This is a genomic window from Mycolicibacterium novocastrense (assembly GCF_001499835.1).
Classification (GTDB): Bacteria; Actinomycetota; Actinomycetes; order Mycobacteriales; family Mycobacteriaceae; genus Mycobacterium; species Mycobacterium novocastrense.
In genome coordinates this window covers 50,636-77,067 of record NZ_LQIH01000056.1, presented here as the reverse complement: position 1 = coordinate 77,067, position 26,432 = coordinate 50,636, and the positions used below count along the sequence as shown (strand labels likewise).

The following is a 26,432-nucleotide window of genomic DNA, read 5'->3' as shown; positions in this document are numbered from 1 at the left end:
GATTGCGCGCGTGGATGTCGACGCGTTCGTGCTCGCGCACCGTGCGACGTGGGACCGGCTCGAGCACCTGATCAAGCGGCGTCGACAGCTCACCGGCCCCGAAGTCGACGAGCTGGTGGACCTCTACCAGCGTGTGTCGACGCATCTGTCGATCGTGCGCACCGCGAACGCGGACCCGGTGGTCATCGGCCGGCTTTCGGGGCTGGTCGCGCAGGCGCGAGCCGCGGTGACGGGCGCCCACGCCCCGCTGTGGCGTGAGTTTCTGCGGTTCTGGACGGTGTCGTTCCCGGTCGTCGCCTACCGGTCGCGGTGGTGGTGGCTGAGCACCGCCTTTGCGTTCTTCGTGCTGGCCGCCCTGATCGCGGTGTGGGTTTCGGGCAGCCCGGAAGTGCGAGCGATGATCGGAACGGCCGACGAGATCGACCAGATGGTCAACAACGACTTCGCGGCGTACTACAGCGAGCACCCGGCAGGCTCGTTCGCATTGCAGGTTTGGGTGAACAATGCCTGGATTGCGTTGCAGTGTCTCGGTTTTGCGATTCTGCTCGGCATCCCGATTCCCTACGTGATTCTCCAGAACGCCGCCAACCTCGGGGTGGCGGCGGGTTTGATGTTCGGTGCGGGCAAAGGCGACATCTTCCTCGGCCTGATCACGCCGCACGGGCTGCTCGAACTGACCGCGGTGTTCCTGGCGGCCGGGGCGGGGATGCGGCTGGGCTGGAACGTGATCTCACCGGGTGACCGGCCCCGCGGACAGGTGCTCGCCGAGCAGGGCCGTGCGATCGGCGCGGTGGCCGGCGGGCTGGTGGCGATCCTGTTGATCTCCGGTCTCATCGAGGCGCTCGTGACGCCCTCGCCGTTACCGACGGCGGCGCGCATCGCCATCGGTGTGGCCGCCGAGATCGCGTTCCTCGGCTACATCTTCTACTACGGGCGTAAGGCCGAACGGGCCGGTGAGACCGGAGACGTCGAGGACGCGCCCGACGTCGTACCGATCGGCTAGAGCCGGCCGGTGGCCTTCAACGCCAGGTAATGGTCGGCCAAGGCGGGTGCCAACTCCTCGGGTGCGGCGTCGACCACGTCGACGCCGCGGCGCCGCAGCCGAGACCCGATGGCACGCCGCTCGTTGCGCGCCCGTTCGGCTGCCGCCGCGTCATAGACCTGCGCGGCGTCGGCGCGGCCGGTGGCAAGCGCCTCGACCCGGGGGTCGGCCACCGCGGCCACGAGCACCGCGTGCTTGGCCGTCAGCTGCGCAAGCACGGTCATCAGGCCCTCGTCCAGCGCCGACGCGTTCAGGTCGGTGAGCAACACCACCAGCGCGTGCCTGCGGACGCGGCGCAGCACCGCGGCAACCATCGCGCCCGCGTCCGATTCGATCAGCGCCGGCTCGATCGGCGCCATCGCCGCGACCAGCTGAGCCAGAAGGTCGGTACGCGAGGCGTTGAACACCGCGGCCCTGGTGACGCGGTCGTGAGCCAGGAAGTCGACGTGGTCACCCGCGCGCGAGGCCAGCGCGGCCAGCAGCAGCGCGGCGTCCATCGACCAGTCCAGCCGCGGCCACCCCGACGGGTCGTTGGAGGTGGGATCGACACCGACGCGGCCCGCCGAGGTGCGACCGGTGTCGAGCACGATCACCACACGCTGGTCCCGTTCCGGGCGCCACGTCCTGACCACCACGTCGGCGCGGCGGGCAGAGGCGCGCCAGTCGATCGACCTGACGTCGTCGCCGATCACGTATTCACGCAGCGAGTCGAACTCCGTGCCCTGTCCCCGAATCAGGACCGGTGTATTGCCTTCCAGTTCGCGGAGTTTGGCCAGCCGCGAGGGAAGGTGCTTGCGCGACAGGAACGGCGGCAGAATCCGGACCCGCCACGGCACCCGGTGCGAGCTCTGCCGTCCGGCCAACCCGAGCGGCCCGGTCGCACGAACCGTCACCAACGATGATTCCTGGTCGCCGCGTCGCACCGGCCGCAATGTCGTCTCGACTCGACGTCGTTGACCCGCAGCCAGGTTCACCGGATGAACACGCGGATGGGCCCGCGTGCTCGGCGGCCACGCGTCGCGCACGACGCCCTTGACCCGGCGTCTGCCGGCGTTCTCGATCAGCAGCGCCACTGTGACGTCCTGGCCCAGCCGGGCGGTGGTGTCACCGGACCGGGTGAACCGCACGCTTCGGGTGTTGCCGGCCAGCGCGGCGTCGAGCGCGATCAGGACGACGAGCGCAGCGAGCAGGACGGCGAACGTGGACGCCGGTCGTTCAGAGACCGCGATCGGCAGGACGCAGACCAGTGCGACCAGCGCGGAGCGTCCGGTGAGGATCACTAGCGCGGCACCGGTACTGCCGCGAGGATCCCGTCGAGCACGCCGTCGGGTGTGACGCCTTCCAACTCGGCCTCCGGCCGCAGTTGGATGCGGTGACGCAGCGTCGAACGGGCCATCGCCTTCACGTCGTCGGGGGTGACATAGTTGCGCCCCGACAGCCACGCCCACGACCTGGCCGTCGCCAACAGAGCGGTCGCCCCGCGCGGTGAAACTCCCAGCTGCAGCGACGGCGAATGCCTTGTCGCGGCGCAGATGTCGACGATGTAGCCGAGCACCTCGTCGGCGACCAGGACCTGGCGCACGGCGGCCCGGCCAGCGGCCAACTCCGCCGCTCCCGCGACGGGCCGCACGTCGGACAGATCTCTGGGGTCGAAGCCGTGCGCATGCCGATTCAGGATCGCGACCTCCTGCTCGCGTGTCGGCAGCGGCACGGTGAGTTTGAGCAGGAAACGGTCCAGCTGCGCCTCCGGCAGTTGGTAGGTGCCCTCGTACTCGATCGGGTTCTGGGTGGCCGCAACGATGAACGGATCCGGAAGGGGACGCGCTTGGCCCTCCACGCTGACCTGACGTTCTTCCATGGCCTCCAGCAGGGCGGCCTGCGTCTTGGGTGGCGTGCGGTTGATCTCGTCTGCGAGCAGCAGGTTGGTGAAGACGGGTCCGGACCGGAACTCGAATTCGGCGGTGCGTGCGTCGTAGATCAGTGAGCCGGTGACATCACCGGGCATCAGATCGGGCGTGAACTGCAGGCGTTTGAAGTCCAGCTGCAGCGCCGAGGCCAGCGTGCGCACCAGCAGCGTCTTGGCGACGCCGGGAACTCCCTCGAGGAGAACATGACCGCGGCACAGCAGCGCGATCACCAGTCCGCTGACGACGGCGTCCTGTCCGACGACCGCCTTGGCTATCTCGGCGCGAAGCGCCAGCAATGCGGTTCGCGCGGAATCGTTTCCGCCTGCCTGAGTCACGAGTGTGCGACCTGCCTTTCGATGTTGTCGAGTGCGCGTCCGAGATTGACCAGTTCGGCGTCGTCGCCGGGCGGCGGACCGAACAAGATGTGCGCGACCGTCTGGGGATGGACACCGCTGTGCGCGGCGACGGCCTGGACCAGCGCGGCCGGGTCGGGGTTGACGCCCAGACCGAGGCGGGGCTGCATGCGCTGCAGCGCCGCGGTGCGCAGCGCGTCTGCCGCACTGTCGCGGGCACGACGCGAGCGGTAGAGCCGGCCGCGTCCCTCCACGGTTTCGGAGGCTCGCACGACGACGGGCAGGCGTTCGGCGACCAGTGGACCGATGCGGCGGCCCTTCCAGAGCGCCAGCAGCACGACCACCGCGACCAGCTGCCACATCACCCAGCTCACGTGGTCGGGTGCGAGGTCGAACAGGCTTGCCGCACCGTCGGATTCGCCCTCGGTGAACTGCGGCGCGTACCAGATCATTCGCGGGTTCGTGCCTGCGAGGTTCATCGCGAGTGCCGCGTTACCCGCCTTGGGCAATCCGCGGTTCGTCATGAACCCGGAATCGCCGACCAGCGTGATATTCCGGCCATCGGCGGCGTAGCGGACCAATGCGCCCTCGTAGCAGCGGGTCAGGTCGATGTCCTCACCGGAGGCCTCGTAGGCGTCGCTCACGCTGAACTGCACGGCCCCGGCGCGGGTGGCCTCCCGAAGATCACAGTCCGGGCGCTCGCCACCGCCGAACGTGGTGGCCCCAATCAGCTTCACCTCAGGCGCCAGGGCCTCGCGGGTGCGTGAGTTGGGTTGTACCAGCAGGCGATCACCCGGTACACGTGCGAGGCGCTGGAGCACGGCGTCGTCGACGAGGTGGTAGGTCTGCACCACGACCAGCAGGGTGTCGGGACGGGCGGCCGCCTCCACCGCGGCCACGTCAGGTGCTTCGACGACATCGACACCGTTCTCCCGCAGCAACGTCATCAAGGCGCGTGCCCCGTCCGGTCCGGTGGAGTTCGGGTCCATCCACCCCCCGGGACGTGGCGCGGTCAGATAGGCGCTGAGCACGGCGATCGCGACGATGACGGTCAGTGCCAACACGATCCAGCGCGCCCCCCGCCATCGTGTGCGCAGCGTGGGCTCCACGGCGGTGTCGGTTGTCATCGGACCTCGGCCCACCCGTCCGTCGCGGCAGGCGCAGCAGCGGTGGCGGCGGCCACCGGAGTGCGTGACCTCACGTGGTCGTCGAGATCGGCGACCAGCCGGTAGGCCTGCTCGGTACCCGGCATCTCGCCATAAGTGACGTCGTTGAATGCGGTTGCCGCAGAGGACAGTTCATCTATCAGATGGGGGAGTTCGCGGCCGGCGTCACGCGCGAGCTCGGTTGCGGTGCGGCCGGGGACCGGGTCGAGCACACCGCTCTCCTCCAGCTGTCGGGCGACGGCGCGCAGTCGGTGCCGGATGGCCGCGGCCCAATCCGCGGTCGTCGCGCACTGTTCGGCCGCCGCGCGATGCTGCGCGGCGGTCATATCGTGCTCGCCGAACAACGCCTCGGCGTGGCCGCGGGCCGTTCGCATGGTCCGGCGCCCGATGCGGATCGCCGCGACCACTCCGATGGCCACGAGGATCAGCAGGACCGTGATCGTCACCCAGCCGCCCGGTATCGACGCGCCCTCCGCGGCCAGCCGGTAGATCAGATCGTCGATCCATTCGCTGAAGCGGTCGGTCAGGGAAGGCTTGGGGTATATCGGCTTTGCGAGCTCGCGCTGCGCAGCGTCGTGCGCGGCATCCCTGTCGATATCTATTGTCGGCACGTCAGTTCTGGCGGGTCAGCCACAGATGATCGGTGGAGTCGGAGGGAGCGGTGGGACCATAGCCGGCGCCGGTCTGCAGCACCAGGTCGAAGGCCTCCCTGCGGATGCGGGCGTCGGTGTACTGCAGCGCGACCACACCCGCGCTGAAGGGGGCGGTGATGATCTGGCCGATCGCGCCCCCGACGGACAGCAGGACCAAGGCGAACAGTGCGGCCGTCGTGGTCGTGGCCGCCATCAGGATGATCTGCCCGCCGAGACTGAACGGGAACGCGACGGCACCGGCGACGAGTTGCGCGACGATCACCGCGAGCAGGCGAATGCCCAGCACCCGCCAGAAGTCTCGCTTGATCAAGGCGAAGGACCGCTTGACCGCCTCGACGATGCCGAGTCGCTCGAGGACGATGATGACCGGGGTGAACGTCAGCATCGTCCCCAGGTACACCAGCGCGGCAATCAGCGCCAGTACCAAGGGGATACCGATGAGAACAGCGGCCGCGCCGCCCGCGGCGGCCCCGACCGCGAAGATGAAGCCGACGACCGCGGCGATCAGCAGCATCGCGCCGAGGACCTCCAAAGCGGAGAATCCGACCAGCGCCCAGAGCCGGCCCCGAAGCCGTTGCCACGCTTGGCCGATGGTGATTCCGGAGCCGAACACGGCCCTGCCTACGACGACTGTGAGCAGACCGCTCAGCAGGATCGCGGACAGCCCGGTCGCGACCGATCCGGCGAGGCTCGACAGCATGGTGCTCGCCAGCACGCCCGCCGACACCTCCTCCTCACCGCTGAGCGTGGGGATCAACTGCCCGCCGACGGCCAGCGGGCCGACGGACAGGATCAGCGCGATCAGCTGAGTGGCGACCACCACGATGGTCGTCAACCCGAGCGTCGCTTTGGGATTCGCCCGGATGTATCCGACCGCACCGTTGAAGATGTCCGACAGGGTCAGTGGGCGCAGAGGAATGACACCGGGCTTGAGTGCAGGCGGCCCGTAACCCGGTGGGCCGTACCCCGGTGGAGGTCCGTAACCCGGTGGGCCGTAGCCCGGAGGCGGGCCGTAGCCCGGAGGCGGCGCGTAGCCCGGCGGCGGCGCGTAGCCCGGCGGCGGATACCCCGGGGAGTAGCCCGGCGGATACCCCGGCGGCGGATATCCAGGAGACGGTGCGTAGCCCGGCGGCGGTGGGCCTGCAAAACCGGACCCGCCGGCGTCGGTGCTCATGGCCACCATCCTGTCGATGACAGTGCGAATTGACAACGCCGTCGGACGGTTGTGACGGTCGAGCGCGGGTAGCTTTGGCTCATGGGCGAACTCAAGGAACGGTTGCGGGCCGACCTCACGACGGCCATGAAATCGCAGGACAAGCTGCGCACCGCGACACTGCGGATGCTGCTCGCCGCGATCACCACCGAGGAGGTGGCCGGTAAAGAGTCGCGTGAACTGTCCGACGCCGAGGTGCTCAAGGTACTGGCCAAGGAATCCAAGAAGCGCGGCGAATCCGCGGTGATCTACACGCAGAACGGTCGCGGCGACCTGGCCGCCAATGAGCACGCCGAAGCCCAGGTCATCGACGAGTACCTGCCGACGCCACTGACCGAAGCCGAACTGGCCGACGTCGCCGACACCGCGATCGCACAGGTCGCCGAGGAGATCGGTGAGCGGCCCGGCACAAAGCAGATGGGGCTGGTGATGAAGGCCGCGACCGCCATTGCGGCCGGCAAGGCCGACGGCGCGCGGCTCTCCGCGGCGGTGAAGGCCAGGCTGTAGCGAGCGCGGCAATCGTTTTCGCCGGCTGAGGCTCGGGTACCCGGGACCCATGACGCGGTTCGGATACACCCTGATGACAGAGCAGAGCGGGCCAAAAGAACTTGTCCGCTATGCGGTTTCGGCCGAACAGGCCGGATTCGACTTCGAGGTGTCCTCCGACCACTACTTCCCGTGGCTGTCGGCACAGGGACATGCGCCATACGCGTGGTCGGTGCTGGGCGCGGTCGCCCATGCCACCGAGCGTGTCGAGTTGTTCACCTACGTCACCTGCCCCACGATGCGATACCACCCCGCGGTCGTCGCGCAGAAGGCCGCGACACTGCAGATCCTCGCCGACGGCCGTTTCACGCTCGGCCTGGGCAGCGGGGAGAACCTCAACGAGCACGTCGTCGGCAAGCGCTGGCCGACGGTGGCGCGCCGCCAGGAGATGCTGCGCGAAGCGATACAGATCATCCGCGAGCTGTTCACCGGCGACCTCGTCGACTGGAAGGGCGAGTACTTCGAGGTCGACTCGGCGCGGCTGTGGGACCTGCCGGAAACGCCGGTCGCCATCGCCACCGCGGTCTCGGGTGAGCGGTCGGTCGAGACGTTCGCGCCGCTGTCCGACCACCTGATCGCGGTCGAGCCGAACAAGGATCTCGTCGATGCGTGGCACGATGCCAGGCGCGCCACCGGCCTGCCCGGTGACGTGCGCGTCGTCGGGCAGATCCCGATCTGCTGGGACACCGACAAGGACGCCGCGGTGCGCCGCGCGCACGACCAGTTCAGGTGGTTCAGCGGCGGGTGGGCCGTCAACTCCGACCTTCCGACGACCGCCGGCTTCGACGGCGCGACGCAATACGTGCGCCCGGAGGACGTCGCCGAGTCCATCCCCTGCGGACCCGATCTCGATGCGATCGTCGAAGCGGTCAGCAAGTACTGGGAAGCCGGCTTCACCGACATCGCGCTCGTGCAGATCGGCGACGAGGGTCAAGAGCAGTTCCTCAAGGAAGCGGCAACGCCGCTGCTGGACAAGCTGCGGACCGCAGCCAACTAGAAGGGACCGATATGCCGACCGGAAAAGGCATCTACGACGACGACGATGCCGACGAGCGCGACAAGCGCAAGGCGCAACGCACGGGACCGAAGGACGAGGGCGGCGACGGCGGCATGGCGACCCGGGAGAACGCCCCGGACGTCGCGGAGTCCGGCGGGGAGCCTACGGCCTGATCACTCGGCGTCGCGGCCCTGCCTGCTGCGTTTGTAGGCCGAGCGCCGGAAGTCGCCGAGCCAGCGCGGCGCCAACTCGACCTCGGGGTCGCTGTGCAGGGCCGGGTCGAACGCGATGTCGTCACAGCTCGGGTCGACGTGGCGAAGCGTCAACCGGGCCAGCGGGCGGAATCCTCCCCTGACCGGCGCCTGGTCGATGTTGAATGTCAGCCCGGTCGCGTCGATCTGCTTTTCTACGGCGTCGAGCGACAGCCCCGGCGCCTCGACCCGGGTGGCCAACCGGGCCCGCACCCACCACAGGGCGTCGTGATACCGCAGCGGCATCAAGCTGGAGAAGGTCGCTCCGGACCACGACATGACGGGGGCGAGCCCGACGCGCGTCCCCGAGATCGTCGACGCCAACAACACGTCCCACGGGCTGCAGGCCCGAAGATCCGGCGGCGGCGGGATCCGAAACGCCAGGCCGGCGACATCCGGAGCGGTGCCGGGCAGGCCGACACCCTTGGAGACGCGCGCGATGACGTCGCAGGAGTTCATCGGCAGACCTTCACCCTCGGGGGCGATCCGTTCGAGGACCCCCTCGGCCATCACCCCTGAGGGATGAAACAGCCGCCGCTCACGAATGGCGGCGCCCAAGCGGATGGGAAGCGAGGCGATATCGGAGGCTTGCACGGTAGACGAGTGCCCACGCGGGGCCGCAGCAAAACGAGTGCTCACGTTTCAACAGCCCCGATACCGGGCATTAATTTCGCGCAGTGCTGCAATGCGCAGCAGAAGAACCTGTCGAAAGGCCGTCGTGACAACCGCATACACCGATGTCCGTGGACCGCTGGTCGCGGATGAGGGCGTCTACGCGCCGCAGGAAGACTCGCAGCTGCTCATCGAGGTCATGGACAAGATGGCGCTCGCACGCGGCCGGCATGTGGTCGACTTGTGCACCGGCAGCGGCGTCGTCGCCATCGGGGCCGCCGAGCAGGGCGCCGCATCGGTGACCGCCTTCGACATCTGCCAGCGTGCGGTGCGGTGTGCGAGGGCAAACGCGATGGCGTCTGGAGTCGATGTCGATGTGCACCTCGGATCATGGGCGCGCGCAGTCGAATTCGGCCCGTTCGATCTGATCGTCTGCAACCCGCCGTATGTGCCGCACGATCCGAGCGCCGAATGCGAGCCGCTCCCGGAATATGTGGGGCCGCCGCGGGCGTGGGATGCCGGATGTGACGGCAGGCTCGTACTCGACCCGTTGTGCGCCACAGTGCCCGACCTTCTCGACCACGGAGGCAGCCTGCTGCTGGTGCAGTCGGAGTTCGCCGATCCGCGACAGACGCTCGGTGCGCTCGCCAGCGCCGGTCTCGACACTGAAATCGTTGCACGGCAATGGATTCCGTTCGGTCCCGTGCTGTCGTCGAGGGCGGTGTGGCTCGAGGAATGCGGCCGCCTCGAACCGGGCCGCCGCGAAGAGGAGCTGCTCGTGATCCGGGCGGACAAGCCATGAGCGATGCCGAACCGCGCACCGTGCGGGTGGTGCCCAACGGCCCGCTGATGGTGCAGGGGCCGGTGCGCATCGAGATGCCCGACGGCCAGGTCGTCGAGTCGGACCGGTTCATGGTCGCGGTGTGCACATGCCGGCGCAGCAAGGACTATCCGTTGTGCGACACCAGTCACCGGTGCCGCAAGCGTGTCGACGCGCCCGCTAAGCGCGACGCGCCGGCCGACAAAGTCGCATCAGCTGAGCGGCCGGCGTAGCGACGAGCGGTTCTCGGTCCAGCAGTTCATCAGGTGTGTGGCCAGGCGTCCCTCGACCACGTCCAGCGCCCGCATACCGAATACCACGTCGCGGTCCAGATGCGGTTCCCTGGCGACGAGGTCACCGACGACGTCGGTCCGGACCACCTGCTCGTGGACGGCGTCGGCCACCACATGCTCGTGGTAGAACGCCACGCAGGCGTCGGGTGCGCCCATGCGGCGCAACGCCTCAACCAACCGCCGCGATCCGGGCGAGGAGGTGATCTCCGTCGACGCGAAATGTCCGATCGACGCGCCGCGCAGGTCGCGGTGCAACCCGAACAGCGACATCAGGTTCACCGACGCCAATGCGTCGGCGGAGACGTTGTCGAGGTAGCCGAGGTAGGACGAGTCGAGCCCCGCCGCGTCCATCAACCGCGCGTACAGGTGCTGGTGTACGTGTTCGCCACGGCCACCGCCGAATTCGTCGAACTCGACCGCGACGAACGCCGCCTTCGAGTGTCCGGCGAGTCGGGGGATGGTCCACGCATGTGGGTCGCCCTCTTTGAGGTGATACACCGAGCGGTGCACGAAGTATTCGAGCATCTGCTCCCAGGTGCCCTTGTCGCGCAGGAAGTATGACGGACCTTCGCCGTCGACCGGTTCGATCGACAGCTTCTCCATCTCGGCCTCGGCGGTCTCACCCTCGGCGATCTCGCCGACGTCCTGGCGCACCGCGTCCAGGAAGGCCTCCTCGAACCGGCCGCGAAGGTGCAGCAGGGCGGGGTTCCACTCCCAGCGCGGGCTCACCCCGGCGAAGCCGCGGTAGTGCAGCTCGTAGCAGATGTAGAGCGCGAGCTGAAGGTCGAGGCCGTAGGGGTCCGCGTCGAACATCGGAACGTCGATGGGACGCAGAGGCAACGACGGACGGCCGCGCTGCAGCAGTTCGATGACGGCGGCCGACAGCGGTCCCACGGCTTTCGGGAGGGCAGGTTCGACTAGCGTCGACGGTAAAGTCACGCCCTCTTCAATACCCGCATACGCACCGGTCAAACGCATGTTCGGCCGTAAGTCGTTCGGCTCACAGTGAATCTGGAGCCGATGCCTTCTTGTCGGGGTGGCGGGATTCGAACCCACGACCTCTTCGTCCCGAACGAAGCGCGCTACCAAGCTGCGCCACACCCCGCGTGAAGCCACGACAGCGTATCGCACCGGCGGGTCGCTAAGCCAAACGCCTACGGGCGACGGCGCTCTGCACGGTCACTCGCTTTCGCCGTTCGCGAGACGTACACCAGGGCGGTATCTCACGCACTACCGCGACCGTGTTGTACGCCTCGCGAACGCGACAAGAAAGCGGCAGCGATGAGGAACCGAGCCGACGCCGGCGAGCCGTGATCTGCGACACGCCGCGGGAAGCAACCGGATGTCGGTGGCGTTCTCCATCATGTAAGCAATCGACGAAGCGAGGACGAGATGACTGGTCTTGGCGCATCCATCTACCTGGGTTTCTTCGTGCTCGCCGCGGTGTGGCTGTTCCTCACCTCCGACGGTCCGCTGATCGGCGGAGACGACGATCAGGGCCAGCGCCCCGAGCGTTCGAACTCGGCCAACACCGACGCGAACTCCGAGGGCTCGAGCCCCTGGCTGGTCAGCCACTCGTCGCAGAAGTAGGTGTCCGCATAGCGGTCGCCGCTGTCGGCGAGCAGTGTCACCACCGATCCGCTGCGACCTTCGTCCCTCATCTCGGCCAGCAGGCCGAACGCCCCCCACAGGTTCGTCCCGGTCGATGGGCCCACCCGCCGGCCCAGCACCGTGCTGGCATGCCGGGCCGCGGCAACCGAAGCGGCGTCCGGCACGACGACCATCCGATCGACCACACCGGGCAGAAACGACGGCTCCACGCGAGGCCGGCCGATTCCCTCGATCCGCGACGACATACCGGTCACCACATCGCCGCGACCCTGCGCGTAGGACGGGAAGAAAGCCGAGTTCTCCGGGTCGACCACACACAGTCGGGTGGCGTAGCGGCGGTAGCGGATGTAGCGGCCGATCGTGGCGCTCGTCCCGCCGGTACCCGCACCCACCACGATCCAGTCGGGCACCGGGTGCGACTCGTCTCGCATCTGCTCGAAGATCGACTCGGCGATGTTGTTGTTACCGCGCCAGTCGGTGGCCCGCTCGGCGTTGGTGAACTGATCGATGTAGTGCCCGCCGGTCGCTTCGGCCAGCCGCTCGGCCTCGGCGTACACCTGACTGGATTCGGCAACGAAATGGCAACGGCCGCCCTGAGATTCGATCAGCGCGATCTTGCTGGCACTCGTCGATGACGGCATCACCGCGATGAACGGCAGGCCGAGCAGCGCCGCGAAGTACGCCTCGGACACCGCCGTCGACCCCGACGACGCCTCGATGATCGTGGTGCCCTCGGCGATCCACCCGTTGCACAGCGCGTAGAGGAACAGCGACCGCGCCAGCCGATGCTTGAGGCTGCCCGTGATATGCGTCGTCTCGTCCTTGAGGTACAGCTGCAGATCGCACCCGTCGCACCAGGCCGACGGCAACGGATAGCGCAACAGGTGGGTGTCTGCGCTGCGGCGTGCGTCGGCCTCGATCAACCGGACGGCGTCGTCTACCCACCCGCGTGGGCTGCTACGGCTTGCGGTGAGGGCCCTGTCGTTCACCGCACCGTCGGTCACCGCACCGCGACGCTCGGATGGGACGTGCCCGCCCGAGCGTCCGCGTCCTGACCGCCGGTCGGCGCCGCGACCAGTGTCAGCAGCGTGGCCTCGGGACGGCAGCAGAACCGCAGCGGCGCGTAGGGCGAGGTGCCGATGCCCGCCGAGACGTGCAGCTGGGTGTGCGCACCCCAGCGCGACGGACCCTTGGCCCGCGAACGGTCCAGGCCGCAGTTGGTGACGACGGCGCCGTAGAACGGCAGGCACAACTGGCCGCCGTGGGTGTGGCCGGCCATCACCAGCTGATAGCCGTCGGCCGCGAACCGGTCGAGGACCCGCGGCTCCGGCGAATGGGTCAGCCCCAGCGTGAGGTTCGCGGCGGGACTGGCCGCACCGGCGACGGTCTCATAGCGGTCCCGCGACAGATGCGGGTCGTCCACACCTGCGGCGGCGATGAGCTGACCCCGCACCTCCACCTCGCGGCGGGTGTGGGTCATGTCCAGCCAGCCGCGCTCGGTGAACGCCGCCCGTAGGTCCTGCCACGGCAGCGGTTCGCCGTGGATGCGATGGCCGGGCCGGGTGATGTAGTTGAGCGGGTTCTTCGGCGTCGGACCGAAATAGTCGTTGCTGCCGAACACGAACAATCCCGGCACCGAGAGCAGATCCGACAGCGACTGCACCGGGGCGGGCACGGCCCGGGGGTGAGCGAGGTTGTCGCCGGTGTTGACCACCAGATCGGGTTCCAGGGCGATCAGCTCGCGCAGCCAGGCCTGCTTGCGCCGCTGTCCGGGCCGCATGTGGATGTCGCTGATGTGCAGCACCTTCAGCGGTGACGACCCGGGCGCCAGCACCGGCATCGTCACTTCTCGCACCACGAAGGCGTTGCGCTCGATCACCGCTGCGTAGCCGATGCCGGCGACCAGCGCACCGGCGGACGCCGCGGCGGAGTTCTTCAGGATCGTCGTCGAACGGGCGGACATGCTGCAGAGCCTACTGCCAGAGGTCCCGACGCAGCGCTCTCGACCGCTCGGTCGTAACCAACTGCACATCGATCACGGTGGGGGTGGCGGCGCAGGCGGAGGGGGTCCGAGCACGGGCACGGTGATCGGCGGCAGGCCGGGAATCTCGACCACCGTCTGGCCGACCGGGGCGGGAAGGCCCGGTATTGCGCCCGGCGGAGGCGGCGGAGGCGCCGGCGGAATGCCGTTGGAGACCTGGATCGTGATGATCGACCCCGGCACCGTCTGGCCCCCGGGCGACGTGCCGACCACGGACCCGCGCGGCGCATTGCTGTTCACCGACGATGCCTGGTCGGCGACCTGGAAGCCCGAGTCGCGCAACCGCTGGCGGGCGGCGCTCTCGGTCAGGCCCGACACGCTGGGCACCCGCGAGCCGGGGCCGCCCTCGACATAGCGCGGATCCGTCGGGGGCAGCCGGACCTCGCCGAAGTTGTTGGCGATCGGCTTCATCGCGGCGAACCACGTCCTGGCCGGTTCGTTACCGCCGTACAGATCGCCGTACCCGCACTTGCGGAGCGGGAACGAGCACAGTTCGCCGGGTGCGGTGGAGTCGTCGTAGATGTAGTTCCCGGCGGCGAGCGTGTTGGTGAAGCCCAGGAAGGCCGACGAGCGGTGGGCCTCGGTGGTGCCGGTCTTGCCCGACATCGGCAGGTCCCAGCCGACCGAACCGGCCGCCCCCGCCGCGGTGCCCGCCCCTTCGTCGTCCTTGCTCATGGCGTTGGCCAGGGTGTTCGCCAGGCCCTCGGGCACTGCCTGCTCGCAGGTCTCCGTGGTGACCGAGACCTCCTCGCCGTGTCGGTCGATGACCTGGGCGATCGGGTTCGGCGGGCACCACACGCCGCCGGAGGCCAGCGTCGCTCCGACGTTGGAGAACTCGAGCGCGTTGACCTCGATCGGCCCCAGCACGAACGAGCCGAGGTTCTGCCGTTTGATGAAGTCGGCCAGGCTCTCGTTGCTGCCCGGGTCGTAGTCGCGGGCGGTGCCCGGCAGCGCGTAGGAGCGCAGCCCCAACCGGACCGCCATGTCGACGCTGCGCTGCACACCGACCTGCGAGATCAGCTTGGCGAACGCCGTGTTGGGTGACGTGGCCAATGCGTCGGTGATGTTCATGGCGCCGCGGTAACCGCCTGCGTTCTTCACACACCACGTCGCGGCCGGACAACCGGGGGTGTCGCTGCTGCCCAGTCCCTTGGCCTGGAACTGTGCGGGCACGTCGAGCTGGGCGTTGATGCCCATCCCCATCTCCATGGCCGCCGCGGTGGTGAACAGCTTGAACGTCGAACCAGCACCGTCGCCGACCAGGGAGAACGGCTGGGGCTGCATGGTCTCGCCCGCGTCGAGGTTCAGCCCGTAGGTCCGGCTGCTGGCCATCGCCAGCACCGGATGGGATTCCTTACCGGGCTTGATGACGCTCATGACGCTGGCGACGCCGTTGAGGTCCGGCGGGGCGAACTGGTTGACCGCCGCCTTCACCGGACCCTGGACATCGGGGTCGAGGGTGGTTCTGATCAGGTACCCGCCCCTGGCGACCTGCTCCTTGCTGATGCCCGCGCGCGCCAGGTACTCCAGCGCGTAGTCGCAGAAGAATGCGCGGTCGCCGGCGGCGATGCAGCCGCGCGGCAGCTCTTTGGGCTGCGGAAGGACGCCCAGCGGCTCCTCCTTGGCGGCGCGCAACGCGGCCGCTTCCTCGGGGATGTTCTGGATCATGGTGTCCAGCACCAGGTTTCGACGTGCCAGCGCACCCTCGGGGTTGGTGTAGGGGTTCAGCGTGCTGGTCGACTGCACCATGCCCGCCAGCAGAGCGGCCTGCTGCCAGTTCAACTCCGAGGCGTTGATCCCGAAGTACGTCTGCGCGGCGTCCTGCACGCCGAAGGCGCCGTTGCCGAAAGACACCAGGTTCAGATAGCGGGTCAGGATCTCGGGTTTGGTGAACGTCTTGTCCAGCGTCAGCGCCATCCGGATCTCGCGCAGCTTGCGAGCCGGGGTGGTCTCGATGGCGGCCCGCTTCTCGGCGTCGGTCTGGGCGATCACCAGCAGCTGATAGTTCTTGACGTACTGCTGCTCGATCGTCGAACCGCCGCGGGTGTCGAGATTTCCGGACAGGTAACCGGACAGACCGGTCAGCGTGCCCTGCCAGTCCACGCCGTTGTGTTCGGCGAAACGCTTGTCCTCGATCGAGACGATCGCCAGCTTCATCGTGTTGGCGATCTGGTCGGTGGGCACCTCGAAGCGGCGCTGGTTGTACAGCCAGGCGATGACGTTGCCCTTGGCGTCGACCATTGTCGACACCTGCGGCACCTCACCTTCGACCAGTTGCGCCGAACCGTTGGCCACCACGTCGGAGGCCCGGTTGGACACCAGGCCGAAGCCGCCGACGACCGGAAACAGCAACGCCGCGGTGATCACGCTGGCCAGCAGAACGCACCAGGCGAGTTTGATCACCGTCACCGCCCGCGGAGGCGGCGTCGGCGGTGCACTCGGTGGGCTGTCCGGCATGACGTACAGACTAACGACGTCGCAAAATGTCGGCTCCTCACGGGCGATCGCCGGACCGCAAAAACGCGTCGAGCGGCGCGGACGTCAATTTTGCCGACTGACGGCACGGTCGTCCCAAAAAAGTGGAGGCGTACGTATTGCGCAAGACGGCTTTGACCATCTAATTTGGTCGGACAGTGCGATACAGGTCACACTGACCCCTCGCAATGTGACGTAGATCGCATGAGCGCTCTACTACCAGGGATCGCGCCGTACCGGTGTTGACCGGGGGGCGGTTGGAACGGAGGGAACTCTGGTGTCAGCTACGAGGCCCGCGGCGCGCAGGACCGCGATGACATCGTCGGCTCACAGCGTCGTCCACGGTGCCGAGGCCGAAGCCCGAATCGCCTGGGTGTCGCAAGCTCGATGCCGCCAGACCGATCCTGATGAGCTGTTCGTCCGGGGGGCCGCACAGCGCAAAGCCGCAGTCATCTGCCGGCATTGTCCGGTGATTCTCGAGTGCGGCGCCGACGCGCTCGACAACCGGGTGGAGTTCGGGGTCTGGGGTGGAATGACCGAACGGCAACGCCGCGCCCTGCTCAAGCAGCATCCCGAGGTCGTCTCCTGGGCGGAGTTCTTCAGCGCCCAGCGCAAACACCGCAACGCGGTCTGATCCGCGTCGGAGTCTTCGTCGCCTACGCGGCGCTCTCGCCGGTGATCTGATCGGCGATCGCCCGCAGCGCCTCCAGGTCTGAGACGTCGAACGGCAGCGAAGGCACACCCACGATCGACACGTGCGGGTTGGCCCCGGTGAAACGCGACAGCAGTCGGATCTCGCGTTTGGCGGTCATGGCCCGGTCGGCGTGAATCCGCAGCACCGCCGCCGGCACCGACTCCGGATCGCTCTTCTCGAGGGTCTCGGCGGCCTCCTCGGCCTTCTCGGCGTGCAGATCGCACAGCATCGGGTGGGTGCGGTTGAGGATCAAACCGGCCAGCGGCATGTGCTCCTCGGAGAGTCGGTCGACGAAGAACGACGCCTCGCGGAGCGCATCGGGTTCGGCCGCCGAGACCACCACGAACTGCGTCCCGCGCCGCTTGAGCAATTCATAAGTGCGGTCGGCCTTCTCACGGAAGCCGCCGAACGTCGAGTCCAGGGACTGCACGAAAGACGCTGCGTCCGAGAGCATCTGCGAACCGAGGACCGTGGACAGCGCTTTCATCGCCAGCCCCATCGCGCCCGTGACCAACCGGCCGATACCCCGTCCGGGGCCCAGCAGCAGCTTCCAGAGTCTGCTGTCCATGAAGCCGCCCAACCGTTTTGGCGCGTCCAGGAAATCCAACGCGTTGCGTGACGGCGGTGTGTCGACGACCACCAGATCCCACCGGTCCTCGGCCAGGAGCTGGCCGAGCTTCTCCATGGCCATGTACTCCTGAGTGCCGGCCAGCGAGGTGGCCACCGTCTGATAGAACTGGTTGTCCAGGATCTCTTGCGCCCGTTGGGTTCCCGAGTACTGGATGACCATCTCGTCGAACGTGCGGCGCATGTCGAGCATCATCGCGTGCAGTTCGCCCGACACCTCGGGGGCCAGCGGAACCCGCTGCGGGGTGTTGCCGAGCGTCTTGATGCCCAGCGCCTGGGCGAGCCGCTTGGCCGGGTCGATGGTCAGCACCACGACGGTCCTGCCGTACTCCGCCGCGCGCAGTGCCATCGCCGCCGCGGTGGTGGTCTTGCCGACGCCTCCCGCCCCGCAGCACACCACGACGCGGTTCGACGTGTCCTTGAGAATCGAGCCCATGTCGAGGGCCGGTGGAGTCGCACTCATCATCGCACCCCCTGGCGTTCGAGTTCTTCTGCGAGTTCGTACAGGCTGCCGAGGTCGACACCGTCGACGATCTGCGGCAACTGCAGGCGCGCCACGTCCAGCGCGTCGAGCTGCTCCGCGCTTTCGGCGCGCGCCTTGATCCGGGTCGCGTGCTGGATCGTCTCGGTCAACAGGCCGGCGAAATCGGAGTCCGACAACGTGATTCCAGCCTCGGCCAGCCCGGCACGCACGGTGTCGGCGTCGATGTCTCCTTCGGCCGCCTTGGTCAACGCATCGGCAGGCAGGTAAGCGGGGATGTTGCGGTTGACGATGACGCTGCCGATGGGCAGGCCGAGTTCCTTGAGCTCGTCGATGGCCTCCAGTGTCTCCTGGATGGGCAGCGCCTCGAGCAGCGTGACGAGGTGGATGGCGGTCATATCGGAGTGCAGCACCTTGACCACGCTTTCGGCCTGGCCGTGCACCGGGCCGCCCTTGGCCAGATCCGACACCGCCTTGGTGACATCGAGGAACCGAGCGATGCGACCCGTCGGCGGGGAATCGACCACGACGGCGTCGTAGACGGGCTGTTTGCCTTTCTCCGCGCGGGTCACGATCTCGCGGATCTTGCCGGTCAACAGCACGTCGCGCAGACCCGGCGCGATCGTGGTCGCGAACTCGACGGCCCCGATCCGGCGCATCGCGCGTCCGGCCAGACCCAGGTTGTAGAACATCTCGAGGTACTCCAGGAACGCGGCCTCGGTGTCGATGGCCAGCGCGTTGACCTGACCGCCGCCCTCGGCGGTCGCGATCTTGACCTCCTGGTAGGGCAGTGGCGGCACGTCGAACAACTGCGCAATGCCTTGGCGCCCTTCGACTTCCACCAACAGCACCTTGCGACCGCCGGCGGCCAGCGCCAACGCCAGCGATGCAGCGATCGTCGATTTGCCGGTGCCACCCTTGCCGGTGACGAAGTGCAGGCGAGCCTTGCTCAGCCGGGAGGGCCAGCCGACGGATCTACCGCCATTGGTAGTGGGAGCCACCCGTGCATGCTAGCCAACGAACTTTCGCGCTCCGCAGGTCCGCGGCTCGTAGCCCTCCGGAGATAAGCTCGGGCGCATGACCGAATCGACCCGGTGGGAGTACTCCACCGTTCCGCTGCTGACCCACGCCACCAAGCAGATCCTCGATCAGTGGGGCGAGGACGGTTGGGAGTTGGTGTCTGTGCTGCCGGGGCCCACGGGTGAACAGCACGTCGCCTACCTCAAGCGTCCCAAGTGACACCGTCCGCGCGGCTGGCGGAGTTGGGCATCGAACTGCCTCCACTGGTCGCGCCGTTGGCGGCCTACGTGCCCGCGGTACGCACCGGCAACCTCGTCTACACCGCGGGCCAGCTGCCTATCCGAGACGGCGAGCTGGTGCTCACCGGGAAGGTCGGCGGCGCGGTGGCACCCGAGCAGGCCCATGACCTGGCTCGGGTGTGCGCGCTCAACGCGCTGGCCGCGGTGCACTCGCTTGTCGGCATCGACGCGGTGACCCGGGTGGTCAAGGTGGTCGGGTTCGTCGCCTCGGCTCCTGGATTCCACGGTCAGCCGGGTGTGATCAACGGCGCGTCGGAACTGTTCGGTGAGGTGTTCGGGGAGGCCGGCGCGCATGCGCGTTCCGCGGTCGGGGTGTCCGAGCTGCCCAGGGACGCCCCGGTCGAGGTGGAAGTGATCGTGGAGGTCGCGTGACGGCGGAGCATCCGGCTTACGGACGGCTGCGTCCGGTCACGGACACCGCCTCCGTGCTGCTGTGCGACAACCCCGGTTTGTTGACGCTGGAAGGCACCAACACGTGGGTGTTGCGCGGCCCCGGCAGCGACGAGATGGTCGTCGTCGACCCCGGACCCGATGACGACGAGCACATCGGGCGGCTCGCGGAACTCGGCACGATTCCGCTGGTGCTGATCAGCCACAAACACGAGGACCACACCGGCGCCATCGACAAGATCGTCGACCGCACGGGTGCGGTGGTGCGATCCGTGGGCAGCGGATTCCTGCGAGGCCTCGGCGGCCCGCTCACCGACGGGGAGGTCATCGAGGCCGCCGGGCTGCGGATCACCGTGATGGCGACACCGGGGCACACCGTGGACTCGGTGTCGTTCCTGCTCGACGATGCGGTGCTGACGGCCGACACCGTGCTGGGCCGCGGGACGACCGTCATCGACAAAGAGGACGGCAGTCTCGCCGAATACCTCGAGTCACTGCAGCGGCTGCGGGGCCTCGGGGCGCGCACCGTGCTGCCCGGACACGGGCCCGATCTCAAGGACCTCGAAGCCGTCACCGACATGTACCTGAGACACCGCGAAGAGCGGCTCGACCAGGTGCGCGCGGCGTTGCGAGAACTCGGCGTCGACGCCACCGTGCGACAGGTCGTCGAGCACGTCTATACCGACGTCGACGAGAAGCTGTGGGACGTGGCCGAATGGAGCGTCCAAGCGCAGCTCGACTATCTGCGCGCCTGAGTTGTGGAGTCTTACCGGCGCTCATCGCCGGTGCGGCTCCACAAATCGCTACCGGGCTCGGTGCCAGATGCTCGCTCGTTACCTCGCTCGGCGGGCCAGCCGTTCCGAGTCGGAGATCAGAACGCTCTTGCCCTCCAAGCGAATCCAGCCGCGATGGGCGAAGTCGGCGAGCGCCTTGTTGACGGTCTCCCTCGACGCGCCGACGAGCTGGGCGATCTCCTCCTGGGTGAGGTCGTGGGTCACCCGGAGCGCGCCGCCCTCCTGGGTGCCGAACCGCTGCGCCAGCTGAAGCAGCTGCTTGGCCACCCGGCCGGGAACGTCGGTGAAGATCAGGTCGGCGAGGTTGTTGTTGGTGCGACGCAGCCGGCGGGCGAGCACCCGCAGTAGCTGCTCGGCGATCTCGGGCCGGTCGGCGATCCACGCCCGCAGCGCGTCGCGGTCCATCGACACCGCGCGAACCTCGGTGATGGTGGTCGCGCTCGACGTCCGCGGACCGGGGTCGAAGATCGAGAGTTCACCGAACATGTCCGACGGACCCATGATCGTGAGCAGGTTCTCGCGGCCGTCCGGCGAGCGGCGCCCGATCTTGACCTTGCCGGAAATGATGATGTAGAGCCGGTCGCCGGGCTCACCCTCGGCGAACACGGTGTGTCCACGGGGGAAGTCGACTGGCTGCAGTTGCTTGGTCAGCGCGGTGACGGCGCTGGGTTCGACCCCCTGGAAGATTCCGGCCCGCGCCAGGATCTCGTCCACGTTGCCCCTCTTAAGCTGTTAGGTGAAGCCGACCTCTATCGGTAAGCGAGATAAGTCTAGAGGTACCCGGTTTCGTGACCAGCCCACGCTACACACGATCGGCATGTCGGGTCTGCTGAAATTCGGGATTCATCGTCTGCTGCGGATATGGCCGTACCGGCAGATCCTCGTCCCGAAAAACCGCCGTTGACCCGCTGGTGGCCGCGTGCGCGACGTGTTGGCGAAGACGCAGCCCGTCCAATGCCCGGCTCATTCCGTCGCGCGCCAGCGTGTCGACGTCCAGCGGCTCGGCGTGCTCGAAGAACTGCGCCACATCGGTGGCGGAGACCGTGTCGCGGTGCAGGCCGGCCTCCAGGCGCTGCAGCCCGAGCGTCGCAGCCATCAGCAACCCGGGAATCAGGCCAACGAGCAACCACGACACAAGGCAGAAGTAAACACGCCGAAAGTCTCAGCGGGATCACGAATCGTCACCGGTCCGCAGTAGGTCGACGGCGCGATCCGCGGTGGCTTTGTCTCAGCCTCTCAGTACGCTGGCATTCGTGACCGTAAGCGAGGCGTCGGCAAAGAAGGCGGGTACGCGTAAGCGCGCCCGGAATCGGGACGGCGAGACGCGGATTGGCCTCGTCCGTCGCGCGCGGCGCATGAATCGCACGCTGGCGCAGGCGTTTCCGCACGTGTACTGCGAGCTGGACTTCACCAACCCCCTCGAGCTCACCGTCGCAACGATCCTGTCGGCCCAGAGCACCGACAAGCGGGTCAACCTCACGACACCGGCGCTGTTCGAGAAATATCGCACCGCCCTGGACTACGCGCAGGCCGACCGCACCGAACTGGAAGAGCTCATCCGGCCCACCGGGTTCTTTCGCAACAAGGCGAACTCGCTCATCAGGCTGGGCCAGGAACTCGTCGAGCGGTTCGACGGGGAGGTTCCGGCGACCATGGAGGAGCTGGTCAGCCTGCCGGGGGTCGGGCGCAAGACCGCCAACGTCATCCTCGGCAACGCATTCGGCGTCCCCGGCATCACGGTCGACACCCACTTCGGCAGGCTCGTCCGCCGCTGGGGGTGGACCACCGAAGAGGATCCGGTCAAGGTCGAGCACGCGGTCGGCGAGTTGATCGAGCGCAGTGAGTGGACCGATCTGAGCCACCGGGTGATCTTTCACGGCCGCCGCGTCTGCCACGCGCGCAAGCCGGCGTGCGGCGTCTGCGTGCTGGCCGACGACTGCCCCTCGTTCGGCATCGGCCCCACCGACCCCCTGATCGCCGCGCCGCTGGTCAAGGGGCCCGAAACCGAGCATCTGCTGGCCATGGCCGGCCTGTAGCCGCAACCGCCGCGACCGACCGTGCGTACCTCGACCCGCTGGACCGTCGTGGTGCTCGTTGTTCTCGTGGCGCTGGGGTGGGCACTGTGGTCGCAGCTGGACCGCGACACCGATTCCCCCGGGGCGCCGACGCAGGACAGTGCGCGCGACCGCCGTGCCGCTGACACCGCCGAAGCGCTGGCGGGCCCGCGGGCCGAGGCCGACCTGCCGCCGTGCCCCGCGCCCGGAGCCGGACCGGGACCCGAGGCATTGCGCGGCATCACGCTGGAGTGCGCGGGGGACGGGGTGATGGTCGACGTGGCCAAGGCGCTGGCCGGCCGCGTCGTCGTGCTCAACCTGTGGGCGTACTGGTGCGCGCCGTGCGCCGCCGAACTCCCCGCGATGGCCGAATACCAGCGACGCATGGGACCGGACGTGACCGTGCTGACGGTGCACCAGGACGAGAACGAGACCGCGGCGCTGCTGCGGCTGGCCGAACTCGGCGTGCGGCTGCCCACATTGCAGGACGGCAGGCGGCTGATCGCCGCCGCGCTGCGGGTACCCAACGTCATGCCCGCAACCGTGGTCTTGCGCGCGGACGGTAGCGTTGCTGAGGTCCTGCCGCGCTCTTTCACCAGCGCCGATGAGATCGCCGCAGCGGTGGGGCCGCAGGTCGGCGCGAGGACGGGAGAGCCGGGGTGAGCTGGGTCAGCGAGGGCAGCGGTCTGACGCCCGATGCCGCTCCGGCCTGGCTCAAACCGTTGCTGGACAACGCCGGCGACATCAAGCGGGCGTACCGCAGGCGCGTACCGCCCGAGCTGCTCGCGATGGTCACCAGCGAAGGCAAACCGGCGCAGGCCGACGCCCGCGAGGCTGCGGTGCTGGTGTTGTTCTCCGGACCATCCGACTCCCCGACCGGCGGTGTGCCCGACGACGCCGACCTGCTGGTCACGGTGCGCGCGGGGACCCTGCGACACCACGCAGGTCAGGCCGCGTTTCCCGGTGGTGCCGTCGAGCCCGGCGACCACAGCCCGGTGCAGACGGCGCTGCGGGAGGCCAACGAGGAAACCGGGATCGACGCCGAGCGGTTGCATCCGCTCACCACGATGGAGCGGTTGTTCATACCCCCGTCGGGGTTTCACGTCGTGCCGGTGCTCGCGTACTCGCCGGACCCCGGACCGGTGGGCGTCGTCGACGAGGCCGAGACCGCGCACGTCGCCCGGGTCCCGGTCCGCGCGTTCATCAACCCCGAGAACCGAATCATGGTGTACCGCAAGGCCAACACCCGGCGGTACGCGGGTCCGGCGTTCCTGCTCAACGAGATGCTGGTGTGGGGTTTCACCGGTCAGGTGATCTCGGCGATGCTCGACGTCGCCGGATGGGCCCAGCCGTGGAATACCGGCGACGTGCGCGAACTGGAGGACGCAATGGCGCTCGTCGGCCGCGGGTCCGGTTACGGTGATGCACAACCATGACATCGTCACAGTGGGTGGACCTCGTCGTCCTCGGCATCGCCTTCGTGGCGGGTATTTCGGGCTGGCGCTCGGGCGCGCTGGGCTCGATGCTGTCGTTTCTCGGGGTGGTGCTCGGCGCCGTCGCCGGGGTGCTGTTGGCGCCCCATCTGGTCGCCAACATCGAGGGCCCCCGCACCAAGCTGTTCGTGACGCTGTTCTTGATCCTGGCGCTGGTCGTCGTCGGCGAGATCGCCGGCGTCGTGCTCGGCCGGGCGGTGCGCAGCGCCATCCGCAACCGCTCGCTGCGGGCGGTCGACTCGCTGATCGGGGTGGCAATCCAGATCGTGGCCGTCCTGGTGGCCGCGTGGATGCTGACGTACCCACTGCAGTCGTCCGACCAACCGAACCTCGCCGCGGCCGTGCGTGGCTCGCAGGTGCTCAAGGAGGTCAACGACCTGGCGCCGGGATGGCTGCGCGAGGTGCCGAAGCGGCTCTCGGCGTTGTTGGACACGTCCGGGCTGCCCGACGTGTTGCAGCCCTTCGGGCGCACCCCGATCGTGGCAGTCGACGCGCCCGACGCCGCACTGGCCGCTGACCCGGTCGTGGCGTCGGCGCGGCCCAGCGTCGTCAAGATCCGCGGGGTCGCCCCGGGTTGCCAGAAGGTCCTGGAAGGAACCGGCTTCGTCGCCGCCAGCAACCGCGTGATCTCGAACGCGCACGTGGTCGCCGGATCGGAAAGCGTCACCGTCGAGGCCGACGGGCAGACCTACGACGCCTTCGTCGTGTCCTACGACCCGCAAGCCGACATCTCGATCCTCGACGTGCCGGACCTGCCGTCGGCCCCGTTGTCGTTCGCCGACACACCGGCCACCACCGGCACCGACGCCGTCGTGATGGGCTATCCCGGCGGCGGGAACTTCGTCGCCACGCCGGCGCGTGTCCGCGAGATCATCGAGCTGAGCGGTCCCGACATCTATCGCACCACCACCGTCGAGCGCGAGGTCTACACCATCAGAGGAACTGTGCGCCAAGGCAATTCGGGTGGTCCGATGATCGACCGTGAGGGACGCGTACTGGGCGTGGTGTTCGGTGCCGCGGTCGACGACGCCGACACCGGTTTCGTGCTGACCGCCAACGAGGTGTCGGCGCAACTGGCCAAGTTGGGCAACAGCGAACGCGTGCCCACCGGCGCCTGCATCGCCTAGCCGTACACCTGCGCCACGAAACGGGACAACTGGTCGTTGACCGTGTCCGGTGCCTCCTCGTGACCGAAATGCCCTGCGCCGTCGATGGATACGTACCTGCCATGCGGTGCGTAACGCTGTGTCCGGTACACCGGGTCGGCCAGTACGTACGGGTCGGCGACACCCCGCATGTGCAGCACCGGCACGCTGATGGGGCGCTTCATCGTGCGCATGAAACGGCGACCCTCGCCGCGGAGTTGGCTGCGCACTGCCCACCGCTGATACTCGAGCGCCGAGTGCGCGGCCCCGGGTATCTGAATGGCGCGGCGCATGTGCGCGATGGTCTCGGAGAAGTCCTCGGTCCCAAGCCATTTGTCACCCGCACGGCTGCGCACAAGGCGTTCGAGTTCGGCGCCGTCGTTGCGGGTCAACGCCCGCTCGGGCCACATCGGCACCTGGTAGCGCAGCATCCAGGGCAGCAGCGCGCGACCCTGGTCGCGGCGGCGCAGCGCCGAGGCGCGCAGTGCCGCCGGATGCGGTGAGCTAACAACCGCGATCGCCCGGACCGCACGCGGATGCAGCACCGCGGTGGCCCAGCACACCAGTCCGCCGTCGGCATGCCCGACCAGCGTTGCGCTCTTGTGTCCCAGCGCCCGCACCAGGCCCGCGGTGTCGCCGGCCAGCGTCCAGCCGTCATAACCCCGCGGGGGTTTGTCGCTGGCGCCGTAACCGCGCAGGTCGACGGCGACCACGCGGGCACCGGTCAAGCCGCGCAGTTGATGGCGCCAGGACCACCAGAACGACCCGAATCCGTGCAGCAGGATGACCAGCGGCCGCTCGGCGCCCGCGGACGCCTCGCTCTGCGCTTCGACCACATGGAAGCGAATACCGTTGGCGTGCACCTTCAGATGCCGCCATGGCCCGTCGATACGGACGACCGACGGAGCGGGTGGGGGCACTTACCAGCCCGACGGGTCGGCGGTCGACACCGGCTTTCCGTCGCCCGAGGCGATCTCCTTGGTCCTGTCATGGCCCGGCGTCAGCGCCTCGGGGATCTCCTTGACCGATTCGATCGTCTTCTGCGGCCCGCGGATTCGTCGCACCTTCAGATAGCCGAGGAAGGCGAATATGGCGGTGACGACGACCATCAGGCCGAACACGATGAGGTACGCCGCCCACTTCACCAGCCACAGGTCGAGCAGCTCACCGAGGAAGAAGAAGAAAAAGAACGTCGAGTAGAACAGCACGACCAGCGCGAGGATGAAGAAGACGCTGCCGGTCAGGCCCTTCTTGACGTCGCGGGTGATCTCGGCCTTGGCCAGCTCGACCTCGGCGCGCACCAGCGTGGACACCTGTGCGGTCGCGTTCTTGACGAGGTCACCGATCGACGGGTCGGCCTTTGGCGCATGCGGATCGACCAGCGGTATCGACGTGACGGTGGTCGGCGCGCCATTCCTGCGATCGCTCACGACGGTTCCTCCCGCATTGGCCGGA

Annotated in this window: 30 protein-coding genes and 1 tRNA gene; 14 read left to right on the top strand and 17 right to left on the bottom strand. The window is 68.3% G+C overall.

The features are described from left to right. The first annotated feature begins 10 nt into the window (after positions 1-10). Entirely contained in the window at positions 11-1,003 is a 993-nt protein-coding gene (locus AU072_RS23620; protein WP_064415999.1) for a stage II sporulation protein M, read from the top strand. Here the strand turns inward: AU072_RS23620 and AU072_RS23615 are convergent. The 5 genes from AU072_RS23615 to AU072_RS23595 are packed head-to-tail and all read right to left on the bottom strand — an operon-like array spanning position 1,000 to position 6,295. Continuing rightward, positions 1,000-2,322 carry a DUF58 domain-containing protein gene (locus tag AU072_RS23615; protein WP_064415998.1) on the bottom strand — a complete coding sequence of 441 codons (1,323 nt, stop codon included), beginning with the start codon at positions 2,320-2,322 and terminating at the stop codon, positions 1,000-1,002. The genes AU072_RS23620 and AU072_RS23615 overlap by 4 nt on opposite strands. Further along, a complete protein-coding gene (locus tag AU072_RS23610) occupies positions 2,322-3,284 on the bottom strand; it encodes an AAA family ATPase (RefSeq protein ID WP_064415997.1) in 963 nt (320 codons plus the stop codon). Before AU072_RS23610 ends, AU072_RS23615 begins: the two co-directional genes overlap by 1 nt. Continuing rightward, the gene (locus tag AU072_RS23605) at positions 3,281-4,429 is read right to left on the bottom strand and encodes a DUF4350 domain-containing protein (RefSeq protein WP_064415996.1); all 1,149 of its coding nucleotides are present in this window, start codon (positions 4,427-4,429) and stop codon (positions 3,281-3,283) included. The genes AU072_RS23610 and AU072_RS23605 overlap by 4 nt, the downstream gene beginning before the upstream one ends. Next, positions 4,426-5,079: a DUF4129 domain-containing protein gene (locus AU072_RS23600; RefSeq protein ID WP_064415995.1), complete on the bottom strand. Its 654-nt coding sequence runs from the start codon at positions 5,077-5,079 to the stop codon at positions 4,426-4,428. Before AU072_RS23600 ends, AU072_RS23605 begins: the two co-directional genes overlap by 4 nt. A 1-nt stretch (position 5,080) precedes the next feature. Continuing rightward, complete coding sequence (locus tag AU072_RS23595) at positions 5,081-6,295, bottom strand: glycerophosphoryl diester phosphodiesterase membrane domain-containing protein (RefSeq protein ID WP_174523801.1); 1,215 nt, start codon at positions 6,293-6,295, stop codon at positions 5,081-5,083. An 81-nt stretch (positions 6,296-6,376) separates the two neighbouring features. On the opposite strand from AU072_RS23595, the gene AU072_RS23590 reads away from it, so the two are divergent. The 3 genes from AU072_RS23590 to AU072_RS28370 are packed head-to-tail and all read left to right on the top strand — an operon-like array spanning position 6,377 to position 8,050. Next, the gene (locus AU072_RS23590; RefSeq protein WP_064415993.1) at positions 6,377-6,841 is read left to right on the top strand and encodes a GatB/YqeY domain-containing protein; all 465 of its coding nucleotides are present in this window, start codon (positions 6,377-6,379) and stop codon (positions 6,839-6,841) included. 49 nt (positions 6,842-6,890) lie between these two features. Beyond that, the gene (locus AU072_RS23585; RefSeq protein ID WP_064415992.1) at positions 6,891-7,877 is read left to right on the top strand and encodes an LLM class F420-dependent oxidoreductase; all 987 of its coding nucleotides are present in this window, start codon (positions 6,891-6,893) and stop codon (positions 7,875-7,877) included. An 11-nt stretch (positions 7,878-7,888) separates the two neighbouring features. After that, complete coding sequence (locus tag AU072_RS28370; protein ID WP_164674022.1) at positions 7,889-8,050, top strand: hypothetical protein; 162 nt, start codon at positions 7,889-7,891, stop codon at positions 8,048-8,050. Here AU072_RS28370 and AU072_RS23580 read toward each other — a convergent pair whose 3' ends face one another. Beyond that, on the bottom strand, positions 8,051-8,722 hold the full coding sequence (locus AU072_RS23580; RefSeq protein WP_064415991.1) for a hypothetical protein: 672 nt from the start codon (positions 8,720-8,722) through the stop codon (positions 8,051-8,053). It abuts the gene before it with no gap. A gap of 124 nt (positions 8,723-8,846) precedes the next feature. On the opposite strand from AU072_RS23580, the gene AU072_RS23575 reads away from it, so the two are divergent. Together AU072_RS23575 and AU072_RS23570 are read left to right on the top strand one after the other, a co-directional pair. Beyond that, complete coding sequence (locus AU072_RS23575) at positions 8,847-9,542, top strand: HemK2/MTQ2 family protein methyltransferase (RefSeq protein ID WP_064415990.1); 696 nt, start codon at positions 8,847-8,849, stop codon at positions 9,540-9,542. Next, positions 9,539-9,793, top strand: a complete 255-nt coding sequence (locus tag AU072_RS23570; RefSeq protein ID WP_064415989.1) for a CDGSH iron-sulfur domain-containing protein — start codon at positions 9,539-9,541, stop codon at positions 9,791-9,793. The genes AU072_RS23575 and AU072_RS23570 overlap by 4 nt, the downstream gene beginning before the upstream one ends. Here AU072_RS23570 and AU072_RS23565 read toward each other — a convergent pair. The 5 genes from AU072_RS23565 to ponA2 all read right to left on the bottom strand — a co-directional run bounded on the left by AU072_RS23565 (position 9,773) and on the right by ponA2 (position 15,962). Further along, the gene (locus AU072_RS23565; RefSeq protein WP_165595599.1) at positions 9,773-10,747 is read right to left on the bottom strand and encodes an iron-containing redox enzyme family protein; all 975 of its coding nucleotides are present in this window, start codon (positions 10,745-10,747) and stop codon (positions 9,773-9,775) included. The genes AU072_RS23570 and AU072_RS23565 overlap by 21 nt on opposite strands. Before the next feature lie 137 nt (positions 10,748-10,884). Further along, positions 10,885-10,958 (bottom strand) — tRNA-Pro (locus AU072_RS23560). Between the two features lie 388 nt (positions 10,959-11,346). Beyond that, entirely contained in the window at positions 11,347-12,453 is a 1,107-nt protein-coding gene (gene cds1 / locus AU072_RS23555) for an L-cysteine desulfhydrase Cds1 (RefSeq protein ID WP_064416130.1), read from the bottom strand. 11 nt (positions 12,454-12,464) lie between these two features. After that, complete coding sequence (locus AU072_RS23550; RefSeq protein WP_064415987.1) at positions 12,465-13,427, bottom strand: metallophosphoesterase; 963 nt, start codon at positions 13,425-13,427, stop codon at positions 12,465-12,467. Positions 13,428-13,499: 72 nt separating this feature from the next. After that, positions 13,500-15,962 (bottom strand): transglycosylase/D,D-transpeptidase PonA2, encoded by a 2,463-nt coding sequence (gene ponA2 / locus AU072_RS23545; protein WP_064415986.1) that lies wholly within the window; start codon positions 15,960-15,962, stop codon positions 13,500-13,502. 295 nt (positions 15,963-16,257) lie between these two features. Between ponA2 and AU072_RS23540 the strand changes: the two genes are divergently transcribed. Then, on the top strand, positions 16,258-16,614 hold the full coding sequence (locus AU072_RS23540; protein WP_064415985.1) for a WhiB family transcriptional regulator: 357 nt from the start codon (positions 16,258-16,260) through the stop codon (positions 16,612-16,614). Positions 16,615-16,636: 22 nt separating this feature from the next. Here the strand turns inward: AU072_RS23540 and AU072_RS23535 are convergent, their stop codons facing one another. Together AU072_RS23535 and AU072_RS23530 are read right to left on the bottom strand one after the other, a co-directional pair. Beyond that, complete coding sequence (locus tag AU072_RS23535) at positions 16,637-17,764, bottom strand: ATPase BagB (RefSeq protein ID WP_064415984.1); 1,128 nt, start codon at positions 17,762-17,764, stop codon at positions 16,637-16,639. Then, entirely contained in the window at positions 17,764-18,783 is a 1,020-nt protein-coding gene (locus AU072_RS23530) for an ATPase BagA (RefSeq protein ID WP_064415983.1), read from the bottom strand. Before AU072_RS23530 ends, AU072_RS23535 begins: the two co-directional genes overlap by 1 nt. A 76-nt stretch (positions 18,784-18,859) precedes the next feature. Between AU072_RS23530 and AU072_RS28090 the strand changes: the two genes are divergently transcribed. From AU072_RS28090 to AU072_RS23520, 3 genes are read left to right on the top strand one after another with little or no spacing between them, the layout of a single operon-like run. Beyond that, complete coding sequence (locus AU072_RS28090; RefSeq protein ID WP_110765918.1) at positions 18,860-19,021, top strand: Sp36 family protein; 162 nt, start codon at positions 18,860-18,862, stop codon at positions 19,019-19,021. Beyond that, positions 19,018-19,473 carry a RidA family protein gene (locus AU072_RS23525; protein ID WP_064415982.1) on the top strand — a complete coding sequence of 152 codons (456 nt, stop codon included), beginning with the start codon at positions 19,018-19,020 and terminating at the stop codon, positions 19,471-19,473. Before AU072_RS28090 ends, AU072_RS23525 begins: the two co-directional genes overlap by 4 nt. After that, complete coding sequence (locus AU072_RS23520) at positions 19,470-20,246, top strand: MBL fold metallo-hydrolase (RefSeq protein ID WP_064415981.1); 777 nt, start codon at positions 19,470-19,472, stop codon at positions 20,244-20,246. The genes AU072_RS23525 and AU072_RS23520 overlap by 4 nt, the downstream gene beginning before the upstream one ends. A 78-nt stretch (positions 20,247-20,324) precedes the next feature. Here the strand turns inward: AU072_RS23520 and crp are convergent, their stop codons facing one another. Continuing rightward, positions 20,325-20,999: a cAMP-activated global transcriptional regulator CRP gene (crp, locus tag AU072_RS23515; protein ID WP_064347819.1), complete on the bottom strand. Its 675-nt coding sequence runs from the start codon at positions 20,997-20,999 to the stop codon at positions 20,325-20,327. A gap of 88 nt (positions 21,000-21,087) precedes the next feature. After that, positions 21,088-21,381 (bottom strand): hypothetical protein, encoded by a 294-nt coding sequence (locus AU072_RS23510; protein WP_064416129.1) that lies wholly within the window; start codon positions 21,379-21,381, stop codon positions 21,088-21,090. Between the two features lie 157 nt (positions 21,382-21,538). Here AU072_RS23510 and nth point away from each other — a divergent pair, with 157 nt between their 5' ends. The 4 genes from nth to marP are packed head-to-tail and all read left to right on the top strand — an operon-like array spanning position 21,539 to position 24,959. Further along, on the top strand, positions 21,539-22,321 hold the full coding sequence (nth, locus tag AU072_RS23505; protein ID WP_082680989.1) for an endonuclease III: 783 nt from the start codon (positions 21,539-21,541) through the stop codon (positions 22,319-22,321). Between the two features lie 21 nt (positions 22,322-22,342). Next, complete coding sequence (locus AU072_RS23500) at positions 22,343-23,002, top strand: TlpA family protein disulfide reductase (protein ID WP_064415979.1); 660 nt, start codon at positions 22,343-22,345, stop codon at positions 23,000-23,002. Then, positions 22,999-23,775 carry an NUDIX hydrolase gene (locus AU072_RS23495; RefSeq protein ID WP_064415978.1) on the top strand — a complete coding sequence of 259 codons (777 nt, stop codon included), beginning with the start codon at positions 22,999-23,001 and terminating at the stop codon, positions 23,773-23,775. The genes AU072_RS23500 and AU072_RS23495 overlap by 4 nt, the downstream gene beginning before the upstream one ends. Then, positions 23,772-24,959, top strand: a complete 1,188-nt coding sequence (gene marP / locus AU072_RS23490) for an acid resistance serine protease MarP (RefSeq protein WP_064415977.1) — start codon at positions 23,772-23,774, stop codon at positions 24,957-24,959. Before AU072_RS23495 ends, marP begins: the two co-directional genes overlap by 4 nt. Here marP and AU072_RS23485 read toward each other — a convergent pair. Continuing rightward, positions 24,956-25,897: an alpha/beta fold hydrolase gene (locus AU072_RS23485; RefSeq protein WP_064415976.1), complete on the bottom strand. Its 942-nt coding sequence runs from the start codon at positions 25,895-25,897 to the stop codon at positions 24,956-24,958. The two genes, marP and AU072_RS23485, sit on opposite strands and share 4 nt — an antisense overlap. Continuing rightward, entirely contained in the window at positions 25,898-26,407 is a 510-nt protein-coding gene (locus AU072_RS23480) for a phage holin family protein (protein WP_064415975.1), read from the bottom strand. Between the last annotated feature and the right edge of the window lie 25 nt (positions 26,408-26,432).